Raw genomic sequence first — 13,620 nt, forward strand, 5'->3', positions numbered from 1 at the left:
GGGCTGGGGCGGTGGTGCTCACCGGATATCTCCATTCTGGCCACTGCTCGTGGACCAATTGATACGTTGAGTAACGTCCGGTCGGGGAGAACCAAGTCGGCCGGGTCTACCGCCGGGCCGGCGGAATGTCAGGTCTGTGGAGCTGGCGTAAGACCGATGGGCAGCACTCTGTCCCTTGCCGTTGATTCGGGTCGGCTGCCGTCTGAGAAGCAGAAACCTCGACCTGTGAAGGTTGAAGCCCACTGTTTCAACAGGGGAAGAGGTCAATCGCGGTAGTCCCTTCCTGTGAGGGCGAGGAAGACGGTCTCCAGGCTGGGGCGCAGCTGGCTGGCGTCGGTAACGCCGACGCCAGCCGCAGACCCCAGCTCGACCAGTTCGCCGAGGAGGCCGTCGGGTTCGGCGGCGAACACGCGCACCTGGCCGTCGTTGATCTCGACCTTGCTGACGCCCTTACGGTCGGCGAGTGCCTTGATCTCCTTCGGCACGGGCGCGTCGTAGGTCACGGTGACGACGGTGTCGGCGCCGGCGCCGGACTTCAGCTGGTCCACCGTCCCGCTGGCGAGGATCCTGCCGTGGTCGACGACCGCGACCCTGTCGCAGAGGGCCTCGGCCTCCTCCATGTAGTGGGTGGTCAGCACGATGGTCTGCCCGGCGGCCTGCAGGCCGCGCAGCACCTCCCACAGGTTGGTCCGGGTCTGCGGGTCGAGCCCGGCGGTCGGCTCGTCGAGGAACAGCACCTCGGGGCCGTGCATGAGGGCCCGGCAGATCATGACGCGCTTGGCCTGCCCGCCCGAGATCTCGAACGGGTTGCCGCCGCGCTGGTCGGCCAGCCCGAACAGCTCCAGCAGCTCGGCCGCCCGCGCGCGTGCGTCGCGGGCGCCGAGCCCGAAGTAGCGGCCGCGGAACTCCAGGTTCTCGGCGACGGTCAGGTCGCTGTCGAGGGTGTTGTTCTGCGACACCACCCCGATCCGGCGCTTGATCTCGACGGCGTCGCGCACCACGTCCAGGCCGAGGACGTGCGCGCTGCCGCCGGTGGGGACGACGAGGGTGGTGAGCATCCCGATGGTGGTCGACTTGCCCGCGCCGTTCGGGCCGAGCAGCCCGAAGAACTCGCCGCGTGGTATGTCCAGGTCGATGCCCTGCACGGCGGGCACCGCCGGCCGCGGCCCGGACGGGGGATAGGTCTTCTCCAGGCCGGCCGTGCGAACGGCGGCCTCCGAGGGGTCGGTCATGCGCCTTCTCCCTCCGCTCCCTTTTCAGGGGTGCAGGTCTCTTGGTGGGGGTGGTTCTCGAACTGCTTGATCAAGCCGATCAGGAATCTGCGGACGGCGGCCTCGTCTCCCTCGTCCACGACGTCGTAGAGCCGCGCCAGGTCGCGGCCGATGGGCCCGGACTTCTCGGCGAGCAGCCGCCGGCCGGAGTCGGTGATGCGCAGCATCACGCCGCGCCGGTCCCGGTAGGAGCGCTCGCGCCGGACGTGCCCGTTGCGTTCCAGGGTGTCGACCACCGAGGTGACCGTCGCGGGGGTGACGAGCAGCCGCTTGGCGACCTCGCCGGGGCGCAGCCCGTCCTCGACGATGAGCAGCCGCAGCAGGAAGAACCCGGTCGGGCTGATGCCGTGCCGCTCGATGATCCGCCAGACGACCGGCCCGGACAGCCGCGAGGCCAGTCCGAACAACCGGCCGATCGGCCACTCCTCCATCGACGGGAACGCTGCCAGGTCGTCGAAGCCGAGGTTCTCCATGCGGGTGATGTTAGAGCCCTGATGATTAGAGGGCAAATCTTTAGATAACTAAACAGTTGCCCGGCATGGCGTCATTGTTGGTTGACGCGACGACCTTGGGCGGTTGAGTTGTATAGAAATCCATCGTCATGCATACTCTTACTCGTTGCTTCCGAAGGGCAGGGTGGACATGGGAATCCGGACGGCGGTCGCCGGCGCCAGCGGTTACGCGGGCGGCGAGCTGCTGCGCATCCTGGCGGGACATCCAGAGTTCGAGATCGGCGCGCTGACGGCGGGGTCCAACGCGGGCACCGAGCTGGGCGCGCACCAGCCCCACCTGCGATCCCTGGCCGGGCGCGTCCTGGCCGAGACAGACCCCGGCACGCTCGCCGGTCACGACGTCGTCTTCCTCGCGCTGCCGCACGGCCGGTCCGCGGAGATCGCCGCCCGGCTGGGCGAGGACGTCCTGGTCATCGACTGCGGCGCCGACCACCGGCTCGCCGACCCCGCCGCCTGGGAGACGTTCTACGGGACGCCGCACGCGGGCACCTGGCCCTACGGGCTCCCCGAACTGCCCGGGGCGAGGGACGCGCTGCGCTCCGCCCGGCGCGTCGCCGTCCCCGGCTGCTACCCGACCGCGGTGTCGCTCGCGCTGTTCCCGGCGTTCGCCGCCGGACTTGCCGAGCCCGACGTCGTCGTCGTCGCCGCGTCCGGCGCGTCGGGCGCGGGGCGTGCCCTCAAGCCGCACCTGCTGGGCAGCGAGGTCATGGGTTCGGTCTCCGCGTACGCCGCCGGCGGCGCGCATAGGCATACACCCGAGATGATCCAGAACCTGAGCGCGGTCGCGGGCGAGCCGGTCACGGTGTCGTTCACCCCGACGCTCGCCCCGATGAGCCGCGGCATCCTCGCCACCTGCACGGCCAAGGCCCGGCCGGGCGTCACCGCCGCGGCGGTCCGCGCCGCCTACGGTGACGCGTACGCCGGGGAGCCGTTCCTCGGCCTGCTGCCCGAGGGGCAGTGGCCCGCCACGTCGATGACGCTCGGCGCGAACACCGTCCTCGTCCAGGTCGCCCTCGACGAGCTCGCCGGACGCATCGTCGCGGTCGCCGCCGTCGACAACCTCGCCAAGGGCACCGCGGGCGGCGCGGTACAGAGCGCCAACATCGCCCTCGGCCTACCGGAAGAACTCGGGCTCACCACGATCGGAGTGTCCCCTTGAGCGTCACCGCCCCGCGGGGCTTCCGCGCCGCCGGCGTCGTCGCCGGGCTCAAGGACAGCGGTAACCGCGACCTGGCCCTCGTCGTCAACGACGGGCCGTCCCGCGCCGCGGCCGGGGTCTTCACCCGCAACCGCGTCAAGGCCGCGCCCGTGCTGTGGTCGGAGCAGGTCCTCAAAGGCGGCCGCGTCCGCGCGGTCGTGCTGAACGCCGGCGGCGCCAACGCCTGCACCGGCGCCCCCGGCTTCCAGGACACCCACGCCACCGCGGAGAAGGCCGCCGCGCTGCTGGCGGACTCCGCCGGCGAGATCGCGGTCTGCTCCACCGGCCTCATCGGCGAGCGCCTTCCGATGGACCGGCTGCTGCCCGGCGTCGGCAAGGCCGCCGCCGAGCTGTCCCGCGGGGACGGCGGCCTCGCCGCCGCCGACGCGATCCGCACCACCGACACCGTCGCCAAGATCTCCTTCCGGCAGGGCGCCGGCGGCTACATGATCGGCGCGATGGCGAAGGGCGCGGGCATGCTGGCCCCGTCGCTGGCCACCATGCTGTGCGTCATCACCACCGACGCCGACCTTCCCGCCGAGACGCTCGACCGGGCGCTGCGCGCGGCCACCTCCGTCACCCTCGACCGGCTCGACTCCGACGGCTGCATGTCCACCAACGACACCGTCCTGCTGCTGGCGTCCGGCGCCGCCGGGACCGCCCCGGGCGAGGACGAGTTCACCGCGCTGCTCACCGAGGTGTGCGCCGACCTCACCCGGCAGTTGCTCGTGGACGCCGAGGGCGCGTCCAAGGCCATCGCGATCGAGGTCGTCGGCGCCGCGAGCGACGACGACGCGGTCACCGTCGGACGCTCCATCGCCCGCAACAACCTGCTCAAGTGCGCCATCCACGGCGAGGACCCGAACTGGGGCCGGGTGCTGTCGGCGGTCGGCACCACCGACGCGGTGTTCGAGCCCGGCCACCTCAACGTCGCGATCAACGGCGTCTGGGTGTGCCGCAACGGCGCGTCCGGCGACGACCGCGACAAGGTCGACCTGCGCCCCCGCGACGTGACCATCACCGTCGACCTGTCGGCGGGCCCGCACAGCGCGACCGTCTGGACGACCGACCTCACGGCCGACTACGTCCACGAGAACTCGGCGTACTCGACATGAGCGCGATCACGTCGGGCGCGCAGATGCGCAAGAACCGCGCGGGCGTCCTGAGCAAGGCGGAGACGCTCATCAAGGCCCTGCCGTGGCTGGAGCGGTTCCACGGCAGGACCGTCGTGATCAAGTACGGCGGGCACGCGATGACCGACGAGGCCCTGCGGCACTCGTTCGCCGAGGACGTCGTGTTCCTGCGCTACGCCGGGCTGAAGCCGGTGATCGTGCACGGCGGCGGCCCGCAGATCAACGCGGCGCTCGCCCGCAACGGCATCGACTCGACGTTCACCGCCGGGCTGCGGGTGACCACGCCGGAGGCCATGGAGGTCGTCCGGATGGTGCTGACCGGCCAGGTGCAGCGCGACGTCGTCGGGCTGATCAACCGGCACGGGCCGTTCGCGCTCGGCATGTCCGGCGAGGACGCGAACCTGTTCACCGCCGAGCGCAAGCACGCGGTGGTGGACGGCGAGCCCGTCGACATCGGCCAGGTCGGCGAGATCGTCGAGGTGCAGGTCGGGGCGGTGCGGGCGCTGCTGGACGACGGCCGGATCCCGGTGATCTCCAGCATCGCGCGCGGCGACGACGGCGAGGTCTTCAACGTCAACGCCGACACGGCCGCGGCGGCGCTGGCCGTCGCGCTGGACGCGACGAAGCTGGTCGTGCTGACCGACGTCGAGGGCCTGTACGCGGACTGGCCGGACAGCGACGACGTGATCGACAGCCTCACCACCGACGAGCTGGCCGTGCTTTTGCCGGACCTGTCGGCGGGGATGGTGCCCAAGATGGAGGCGTGCCTGACCGCCGTGCGCGGCGGCGTGCCGCAGGCGCACGTGCTGGACGGGCGCGTCCCGCACTCACTGCTGCTGGAGATCTTCACCGACGAAGGGATCGGAACGATGGTGCTGCCCGGGACCCCGGGGGCGGAACTCCCATGAGCGAACTCAGGGAGCGGTTCGAGGCCGCGTTCATGCCGAACTACGGCGTCCCGCCGGTCGCGCTGGCGCGCGGGGAGGGCTGCCGGGTCTGGGACACCGCCGGCCGCGAGTACCTCGATCTGATCGCCGGGATCGCGGTCAGTTCGCTCGGGCACGGCCACCCCGCCCTCGTCGAGGCGGTGTCGGCGCAGGTCACGACGCTGGCGCACACGTCCAACCTGTTCCTGCACGAGCCGGAGGTGCTGCTCGCGGAGCGGCTGCTGGACCTGCTGGGCGGCGGCAGGGTGTTCCTCGCCAACAGCGGCACCGAGGCCAACGAGTGCGCGCTCAAGCTCGCCATCAAGCACGGCAAGGCCCGGGAGCGGGAGCACGGCGGCCGGTCGTACATCGTGGCGGCGGAGAACGGGTTCCACGGCCGGACCATGGGGGCACTGTCGCTGACGGGGAAGGCCGCGATCCGGGAGCCGTTCGGCCCGTTCGGAATCGACGTCCGGTTCGTCCCCTACGGCGACGCGGACGCGCTGAAGGCCGCGGCCGGCGACGACTGCGCGGCGGTCTTCCTGGAACCCACGCAGGGTGAGGCCGGGGTCGTCCCGCCGCCCGACGGGTACTTCGCCGCCGTCCGCGAGATCTGCGACGCCAGCGGCGCCCTGTTCGTCGCCGACGAGATCCAGTCCGCCATCGGCCGCACCGGCACCTGGTTCGCCTTCGAGCACGAGAACACGAAACCGGATGTGCTGACGCTCGCGAAGGGCCTCGGCGGGGGGCTGCCGATCGGGGCGTGCATCGCGTTCGGGCCGCACGGCGGGCTGTTCGCCAAGGGAGACCACGGCAGCACGTTCGGCGGGAACCCCGTCTGCGCCGTCGCCGCCCTCGCCGTCCTCACCACGATCGAGAAGGACGGCCTGCTCGCCAACGCGGCGTCGGTCGGGGAGACCCTGGCCGCCGGGCTCGGCGCCATCGACCATCCGCTGCTGGCGGGCGTGCGCGGACGCGGGCTCTGGCGCGCCGCCGTCCTCACCGGGCCGCACGCCCCCGCCGTGGAGGCCGCCGCCCGCGACGCCGGTTTCCTGATCAACGCGCTCCAGCCGGACGCGCTGCGGATGGCTCCGCCGCTCACCCTCACGGCCGGGCAGGCGCGGTCGTTCACCGACGCGTTCCCCTCGATCCTCGACGCCGCCGCCTCCGGAAGGGAGGGCTGACGATGACCAGGCACTTCCTCCGCGACGACGACCTCACGCCCGCCGAGCAGGCCGAGGTCCTGGACCTGGCGGCCCAGGTCAAGAAGGACCGGTTCGGGTTCCGGCCGCTCGACGGCCCGAAGTCCGCGGCGGTGCTGTTCGACAAGCCGTCCACCCGCACCCGGATCTCCTTCGCCGTGGGCATCGCCGAACTCGGCGGCCACCCGCTGATCATGGACGCGGGCACCAGCCAGCTCGGCCGCGGCGAGACCATCGCCGACACCGCCCGCGTCCTGGAACGCCAGGTCAGCGCCATCGTGTGGCGGACGGCGGGGCAGGAGCGCATCGACGAGATGGCCGCCGGCACCACCGTCCCCGTCGTCAACGCCCTCACCGACGAGTTCCACCCCTGCCAGGTCCTCGCCGACCTGCAGACCGTCCGGGAGGCGAAGGGCGGCCTCGCGGGCGCCGTCCTCGCCTACTTCGGCGACGGCGCCAACAACATGGCCCACTCCTACCTGCTCGGCGGCGCCACCGCCGGGATGCACGTCCGGATCGGCGCGCCCGCGTCCCTGCCGCCCGACCCCGCCGTCGTCGCCCGCGCCACCGAGATCGCCGCCGCGACCGGCGGATCGGTGACGGTGACCGACGACGCCGGCGAGGCCGCGGCCGGGGCCGACGTCCTCGCCACCGACACCTGGGTGTCGATGGGCCAGGACGGCAAGGACACCTCGCTGTACGAGCCCTACGCCGTCACCGAGGACCTGCTCGCCCGCGCCGCCTCCGACGCGATCGTCCTGCACTGCCTGCCCGCCTACCGCGGGAAGGAGATCGCCGCGTCCGTCCTCGACGGCCCGCAAAGCCGGGTCTGGGACGAGGCGGAGAACCGGCTGCACGCCCAGAAGGCGCTGCTCGTCTGGCTTCTGGAGCGCGCCCGGTGACGACCCCCATGACGAAGACCGCCCGGCACGCCCGGGTGATCGAGCTGCTGACCCGGCACCCCGTCCACTCGCAGGGCGAGCTCGCCAAGCTCCTCGCGGACGAGGGCGTCGACGTCACCCAGGCCACGCTCTCGCGCGACCTGGTGGAGATCGGCGCGGTGCGGCTGCGCGCCGACGACGGCAGCCTGATCTACGCCGTCCCCGGCGAGGGCGGCGAGCGGATCCGGCGGGCCCGCACCGGCACCGCCGAGACCTTCACCGGGCGGCTCTCGCGGCTCGCCGCGGAGCTGCTCGTCTCGGCCGAGGCATCGGCCAACCTGGTCATGGTGCGGACCCCGCCGGGGGCCGCCCAGTACCTGGCCTCGGCGATCGACCACGCCGAATGGCCGACCATCCTCGGCACCGTCGCGGGCGACGACTCCATCCTCGTCATCGCCCGCGACCCGAACGGCGGGGACGACGTCGCGCAGGCGCTCCTGCGGCTGACCGGCGGACGGGAACGACGAAGCTAGGGCCGCCCGGCCCGGTCCCAGCCAGCATCCACGGAAACTTCACACACGGGAGATAACGATCATGAGCGAGCGCGTCGTACTGGCGTACTCCGGGGGCCTGGACACCTCCGTCGCCATCCCCTACCTCGCCGAGCAGACCGGCGGGGAGGTCATCGCCGTGGCCGTCGACGTCGGCCAGGGCGGCGAGGACCTCGACACCATCCGCAAGCGGGCCCTCGCGTGCGGCGCGGCCGAGGCCGTCGTCGTGGACGCCAAGGAGGAGTTCGCCGCGGACTTCTGCGTCCCCGCGATGCAGGCCAACGCCCTCTACATGGACCGCTACCCGCTGGTGTCCGCGCTGTCCCGGCCGCTGATCGTCAAGCACCTGGTCTCGGCCGCCCGCGAGTTCGGCGGTACCTCCGTCTCGCACGGCTGCACCGGCAAGGGCAACGACCAGGTCCGCTTCGAGGCCGGCCTCTCCGCCCTCAACCCGGACCTGAAGGTCATCGCGCCCGCCCGCGACTTCGCCTGGACGCGGGACAAGGCGATCGCGTTCGCCGAGGACAAGGGCCTCCCGATCGACGTGTCCGCCAAGTCGCCGTACTCCATCGACCAGAACCTGTGGGGCCGCGCCGTCGAGACCGGGTTCCTGGAGGACATCTGGAACGGCCCGACCGAGGACGTCTACGACTACACCGCCGACCCCGCCGCCCCGCGCGAGGCCGACGAGGTCGTCATCACCTTCGCCTCCGGCGTCCCCGTCGCGCTCGACGGCCGCCCCCTCACCCCGTACCAGATCATCGCCGAGCTGAACCGGCGCGCCGGCGCCCAGGGCGTCGGCCGGATCGACATGGTCGAGGACAGGCTCGTCGGCATCAAGAGCCGCGAGGTCTACGAGGCGCCCGCCGCGATCGTCCTCATCAACGCGCACATGGAGCTGGAGAACGTCACCGTCGAACGCGACCTCGCCCGCTTCAAGCGGTCCGTCGACCAGCGGTGGGGCGAGCTCGCCTACGACGGCCTGTGGTTCTCGCCGCTGAAGGACGCCCTGGACGCGTTCATCGCCGACGCGCAGAAGCACGTGTCCGGGGAGGTCAGGATGACCCTGCACGGCGGCCGCGCCGTCGTCACCGGGCGGCGCAGCGACGCGTCCCTCTACAGCTACGACCTCGCCACCTACGACACCGGCGACACCTTCGACCAGAGCCTCGCCAAGGGCTTCGTCGAGCTGTGGAGCCTGCCCAGCAAGATCGCCGCGAAGCGGGACCGCGGCGCCTGAACCGCCGGCAGGCCACGCCCCGGCCCACGGTCGCTCGTCGTTTGATTGGTGGCGGGTGGGGGCTGGAGGACGGTTCGCCGTAACCTGTGGCGGACGCCGTGTCACCGCGTGGGGACGCCGTGCGCGGCGTCCCCACGCCCGCGCGTGCGCGCTCCGGCGTGATGAGATGGAAGCAGAGTCCAGCGGTGGGAAGAAGAGGAATCCAGTGACCAAGGCACCGACGCGGCTGTGGGGCGGACGGTTCGAGGGCGGCCCGTCGGACGCGCTCGCGCGGCTCTCGGTGAGCGTCCAGTTCGACTGGCGGCTCGCCCCCTACGACCTGATGGGCTCGCGTGCGCACGCCCGCGTCCTCAACCGGGCGGGGCTGCTCACCGACGACGAGCTGGACCGCATGATCGGTGCCCTCGACGATCTGGAGGAGGCGTGCCGGTCCGGGGAGTTCCGGCCCGCCGTCGCCGACGAGGACGTCCACACCGCCCTGGAGCGGGGGCTGCTGGAACGCCTCGGCGCCCTCGGCGGCAAGCTGCGCGCCGGCCGCAGCCGCAACGATCAGGTCGCCACCGACCTGCGCCTCTACCTGCGCGACCACGCCCGCCAGATCGTGTCCCGGCTGGTCGAGCTGGAGACCGCGCTGATCGCGCAGGCCGAGCACAACCTCGGCGTCGCCGCGCCCGGCATGACGCACCTGCAGCACGCCCAGCCCGTGCTGTTCTCTCACCAGCTCCTCGCGCACGTCCAGCCGCTCACCCGCGACGTCGAGCGGCTGCGCGACTGGGACCGCCGCGCCGCGGTCTCGCCGCTCGGCTCCGGCGCCCTCGCCGGCTCGTCGCTGCCGCTGGACCCGCAGGCCACCGCCGCCGAGCTCGGCTTCGACTCCGCCGCGCCCAACTCCATGGACGCCGTCGCCGACCGCGACTTCGTCGCCGAGTTCCTCTTCACCGCCGCGCTGATCGGCGTCCACCTGTCGCGCCTCGGCGAGGAGATCTGCCTCTGGGCGTCGCAGGAGTTCCGCTGGATCGAGATGGACGACACCTACGCCACCGGGTCGTCGATCATGCCGCAGAAGAAGAACCCCGACGTCGCCGAGCTGGCGCGCGGCAAGGCGGGCCGCCTCATCGGGCACCTCGTCGGGCTGCTGACCACCCTCAAGGGCCTGCCGCTCACCTACAACCGCGACCTGCAGGAGGACAAGGAGGGCGCGTTCGACGCCGTCGAGACGCTGCTGCTCGTCCTGCCCGCCATGTCCGGCCTCATCGCGACGATGCGCGTCAACACCGAGCGCCTGGAGGCCCTCGCGCCGGACGGGTTCGCGCTCGCCACCGACCTCGCCGAGCTGCTCGTCCGCCGCGGCGTGGCGTTCCGCGACGCCCACGAGGTCGTCGGGCATCTCGTCGTGTGGTGCCAGGTCCACGACAAGGACTTCGACGACCTGACCGACGAGGAACTCGGCAAGGTGTCGCCGCATCTGACCCCGGACGTCCGCGAGGTCCTCAACGTCCAGGGCGCCCTGGCTTCCCGGAAGGCGTACGGCGGCACCGCCCCGGACCGCGTCCGCGAGCAGCTCGGCGCCCTGCGCACCCTGGTCAACGAGCACGCCGCCTGGGCCACCGGTTCCGACGCCTGACCCGCGCCCCCGCACGCGGAGCATCCAGATCCGGCCGACACGGCGATGACGCCGCCCCCGAGGTGATTCGATGAGTGGAGAGCCGCTGCCACGGGACTTCTTCGACCGCCCGGTCGAAGAGGTCGCGCCGTCGCTGCTCGGGCGTGTGGTCAGGCACCGCACGCCCGAGGGGGACGTCGCGGCCAGGCTCACCGAGGTCGAGGCGTACGCAGGCCCTCTGGACCCGGCCTCCCACGCCTTCCGGGGGAAGACGGCGCGCAACGCCGTGATGTTCGGGCCGCCCGGCCACGCCTACGTCTACTTCACCTACGGCATGCACTTCTGCATGAATCTCGTGTGCGGGCCGGACGGGACGTCCATGGCGGTGCTGCTCCGCGCAGGCGAGATCGTCGCGGGGGAGGAGGCGGCGCGGGCGCGGCGCCCGCGCTCCACCGTCCGCGACCTGGCACGGGGGCCCGCCCGGCTCTGCCAGGCGCTCGGCGTCGCCCGCGAGCAGAACGGGCTGGACGTCTGCGCACCGGGAGGGCCGCTCACCGTCCACGCCGGTGAACCCGCCGACGCCGCCCTCATTCGGACGGGGCCGCGCACCGGCGTGAACGGCGCCAAGGACGTCCCGTGGCGCTTCTGGATCGACGGCGACCCGACCGTCTCCCCCTACCGCCGGCACGTCCCGCGGCAGCGGAAGAAGGTCACCGCCGATGACTGACGCCGGTCCCACACCGCCGGCGCCGCCCCCGGCACGGCCCGGACGGGCCCTGGCGAGCGCGGCGGGCTACGTGGCCTTCGCGGTGCTCCTGGTGCTTTTCGTTCTCGACACGAGCGGCTGGCTGCACCGCACCGAGAAGCTCGGCGACGTCCATCGCCAGCCGGCGTCGGTGAGCTACGGGGACGAGCACGGCGCGAGAACCCACTACGTCGGCGTGCTCCACGAACGCAGCTTCGTGTTCGGCCGGCATCGCAGCCACCAACTGTTCGCGGGCGCCGAGCCGGACTTCGGCTACGGGCATTTCATCGACTTCGACCAGGGCGCCGGAATCGATGAACCGCCCGCCATCAAGTCGGCGACCTGGGACGACAGGGGCGTCCGCGTAACCTTCACCACAGGGCACGAGGTGTTCGTTCCCGCCCGTGCCTTCGTGGGCTCGCGCTGAATAACGTTGGCCTGACACGTGCCGACCCGGCACTCTGGTGGGCACACCGAACGCGGAACTGAGACGAGGGAGACCGTGACCGACATCCTGGACGATCTCGCGTGGCGCGGCCTGATCGCGCAGTCCACCGACCTGGACGAACTGCGGGCGCTGCTCGCCGCGGGACCGGTCACGCTCTATTGCGGGTTCGACCCGACGGCGCCCTCGCTGCACCTCGGCAACCTCATCCAGATCCTCATGCTGCGGCGCTTCCAGCAGGCCGGGCACCGGCCCCTCGGGCTCGTCGGCGGCGCCACCGGGCTGATCGGGGACCCGAGCGGCAAGAGCACCGAACGCGTCCTGAACTCCGAGGAGACCGTCGCCGGCTGGGTCGGGCGGATCCACGGCCAGGTGTCGAAGTTCCTCGACTTCCATGACGGCCCGACGGGCGCCACGATGGTCAGCAACCTCGACTGGACCGGCCCTATGACGGCCATCGAGTTCCTGCGCGACATCGGCAAGCACTTCCCGGTCAACCGGATGCTCGCCCGCGAGACGGTCAAGGCCCGCCTCGACACCACCGGCATGAGCTACACCGAGTTCAGCTACGTCCTCCTGCAGTCCATGGACTTCCTGGAGCTGTACCGGCGGTACGGATGCAGGCTGCAGACCGGCGGCAGCGACCAGTGGGGCAACCTCACCGCCGGCGTCGACCTGATCCGCCGTGCCGAGGGCGCCGCCGTGCACGCGCTGACCACACCGCTGCTCACCAAGGCGGACGGGTCCAAGTTCGGCAAGACGGCCGGCGGTGAGACGTACTGGCTCGACGCCGAACTGACCTCGCCGTACGCGTTCTACCAGTTCTGGATCAACGCCGACGACCGGGACGTCGAGAACTTCCTCAAGGTCTTCAGCTTCCGCTCCCGGGAGGAGATCGAGGACCTGGTCAAGCAGGGCGCCGACCGCCCGGCCGCCCGTGCCCCGCAGCGCGCGCTCGCCGAGGAGATGACCACGCTCGTCCATGGCGAGGACGAGACCGCACGCGTCGTGGCAGCCTCCCGGGCCCTGTTCGGGCAGGGCGCCCTGGACGAGCTGGACGAGCGGACGCTGCGCGCCGCGCTCGCCGAAGTGCCCCGCGCGGAGGTGCCGACGGGAGAACTGCCGACCGTGGTGGACCTCCTGGCGGCGTCCGGGCTGTGCAAGAGCAAGTCCGAGGCACGTCGCGCCATCGCCCAGGGCGGCGCCTACCTCAACAACGCCAAGGTCGAATCCGAGGATGCCGCGCCGGGGGCCTCCGACCTCCTCCACGGCCGCTTCCTCGTCCTGCGACGCGGCAAGCGCAACGTGGGCGGCGTCGAGGTGACCCCGTCCTGACGCGCCTTGCGACCGCCCGCCCAGACCATCCGGGCGGGCGGTCGTCATCGTTCGGGCAAACTTCCGCAAATACACGTCACAGTGCGGTTACGAGGCCGCGTCCCAGGGCATGTTTATAGTCTTGAAAGCTTGAATGACCTGGGGTTTCGCGCTCCGCGAGGCTGATTTGACGGTCTCGGCGGGCGGATCTAATGTTCTACTCGCCCCGAGGGGGAGCGTGACGCCGAGAGGCGGCCGGCCCGAGGGGAACCCTCTACGAACTCGCCAGGCGGAGACGTGTCTCCGTGTGAAAAAGGACGTACTGGGTCGAACTATCCCAGAGTTGGATGAACGGGATAGATCGGGTAAGCTGGAGTGGTTGCCCCGGAGCCGGGGTCCGCGGGAGCGGGGTTCGGCGCGGTGGGTGTCCGTTTCTTGAGAACTCAACAGCGTGTTAAAAGCCAGTGCCTTTATCGGCTCGGCCAGTTGTTTCTGGTCGGGTCGCCCCGTGCCGCCCTGCTTTGGTGGGGCGGTGGGGATTTCTTTGAGGCAATGAACCCCTCTTTTGGGGGGTTGTTTTGCTGGGATTGTTTTCCGAG

At 71.6% G+C, this 13,620-nt stretch carries 13 protein-coding genes; 11 read left to right on the forward strand and 2 right to left on the reverse strand.

Going from position 1 to position 13,620, the window contains the following annotated elements; translation table 11 throughout:
- Nucleotides 1–263 precede the first annotated feature (263 nt).
- Entirely contained in the window at nt 264–1,232 is a 969-nt protein-coding gene (locus E1289_RS31305; RefSeq protein ID WP_131986668.1) for an ABC transporter ATP-binding protein, read from the reverse strand.
- On the reverse strand, nt 1,229–1,744 hold the full coding sequence (locus E1289_RS31310; RefSeq protein ID WP_131986670.1) for a MarR family transcriptional regulator: 516 nt from the start codon (nt 1,742–1,744) through the stop codon (nt 1,229–1,231). The genes E1289_RS31305 and E1289_RS31310 overlap by 4 nt, the downstream gene beginning before the upstream one ends.
- Before the next feature lie 169 nt (nt 1,745–1,913).
- Here E1289_RS31310 and argC point away from each other — a divergent pair, with 169 nt between their 5' ends.
- From argC to tyrS, 11 genes are all read left to right on the forward strand, one after another.
- A complete protein-coding gene (argC, locus tag E1289_RS31315; protein WP_131986672.1) occupies nt 1,914–2,942 on the forward strand; it encodes an N-acetyl-gamma-glutamyl-phosphate reductase in 1,029 nt (342 codons plus the stop codon).
- Nucleotides 2,939–4,096 carry a bifunctional glutamate N-acetyltransferase/amino-acid acetyltransferase ArgJ gene (gene argJ, locus E1289_RS31320; RefSeq protein ID WP_131986674.1) on the forward strand — a complete coding sequence of 386 codons (1,158 nt, stop codon included), beginning with the start codon at nt 2,939–2,941 and terminating at the stop codon, nt 4,094–4,096. The genes argC and argJ overlap by 4 nt, the downstream gene beginning before the upstream one ends.
- A gap of 23 nt (nt 4,097–4,119) precedes the next feature.
- Complete coding sequence (argB, locus tag E1289_RS31325; protein ID WP_131986690.1) at nt 4,120–5,022, forward strand: acetylglutamate kinase; 903 nt, start codon at nt 4,120–4,122, stop codon at nt 5,020–5,022.
- On the forward strand, nt 5,019–6,224 hold the full coding sequence (locus E1289_RS31330; RefSeq protein WP_131986676.1) for an acetylornithine transaminase: 1,206 nt from the start codon (nt 5,019–5,021) through the stop codon (nt 6,222–6,224). The genes argB and E1289_RS31330 overlap by 4 nt, the downstream gene beginning before the upstream one ends.
- Before the next feature lie 2 nt (nt 6,225–6,226).
- Nucleotides 6,227–7,144 carry an ornithine carbamoyltransferase gene (argF, locus tag E1289_RS31335; protein ID WP_131986678.1) on the forward strand — a complete coding sequence of 306 codons (918 nt, stop codon included), beginning with the start codon at nt 6,227–6,229 and terminating at the stop codon, nt 7,142–7,144.
- A gap of 8 nt (nt 7,145–7,152) precedes the next feature.
- Nucleotides 7,153–7,656: an arginine repressor gene (locus E1289_RS31340; protein ID WP_131986692.1), complete on the forward strand. Its 504-nt coding sequence runs from the start codon at nt 7,153–7,155 to the stop codon at nt 7,654–7,656.
- Nucleotides 7,657–7,717: 61 nt separating this feature from the next.
- Nucleotides 7,718–8,914 (forward strand): argininosuccinate synthase, encoded by a 1,197-nt coding sequence (locus E1289_RS31345; protein ID WP_131986680.1) that lies wholly within the window; start codon nt 7,718–7,720, stop codon nt 8,912–8,914.
- Nucleotides 8,915–9,119: 205 nt separating this feature from the next.
- Nucleotides 9,120–10,538 carry an argininosuccinate lyase gene (gene argH / locus E1289_RS31350; RefSeq protein WP_131986682.1) on the forward strand — a complete coding sequence of 473 codons (1,419 nt, stop codon included), beginning with the start codon at nt 9,120–9,122 and terminating at the stop codon, nt 10,536–10,538.
- A 70-nt stretch (nt 10,539–10,608) separates the two neighbouring features.
- Nucleotides 10,609–11,244: a DNA-3-methyladenine glycosylase gene (locus tag E1289_RS31355; protein WP_131986684.1), complete on the forward strand. Its 636-nt coding sequence runs from the start codon at nt 10,609–10,611 to the stop codon at nt 11,242–11,244.
- The gene (locus E1289_RS31360) at nt 11,237–11,689 is read left to right on the forward strand and encodes a hypothetical protein (protein WP_131986686.1); all 453 of its coding nucleotides are present in this window, start codon (nt 11,237–11,239) and stop codon (nt 11,687–11,689) included. Before E1289_RS31355 ends, E1289_RS31360 begins: the two co-directional genes overlap by 8 nt.
- Nucleotides 11,690–11,764: 75 nt before the next feature.
- Complete coding sequence (gene tyrS / locus E1289_RS31365; protein ID WP_131986688.1) at nt 11,765–13,042, forward strand: tyrosine--tRNA ligase; 1,278 nt, start codon at nt 11,765–11,767, stop codon at nt 13,040–13,042.
- Nucleotides 13,043–13,620 lie beyond the last annotated feature (578 nt).

The organism is Actinomadura sp. 6K520, assembly GCF_004349245.1.
GTDB lineage: Bacteria > Actinomycetota > Actinomycetes > Streptosporangiales > Streptosporangiaceae > Spirillospora.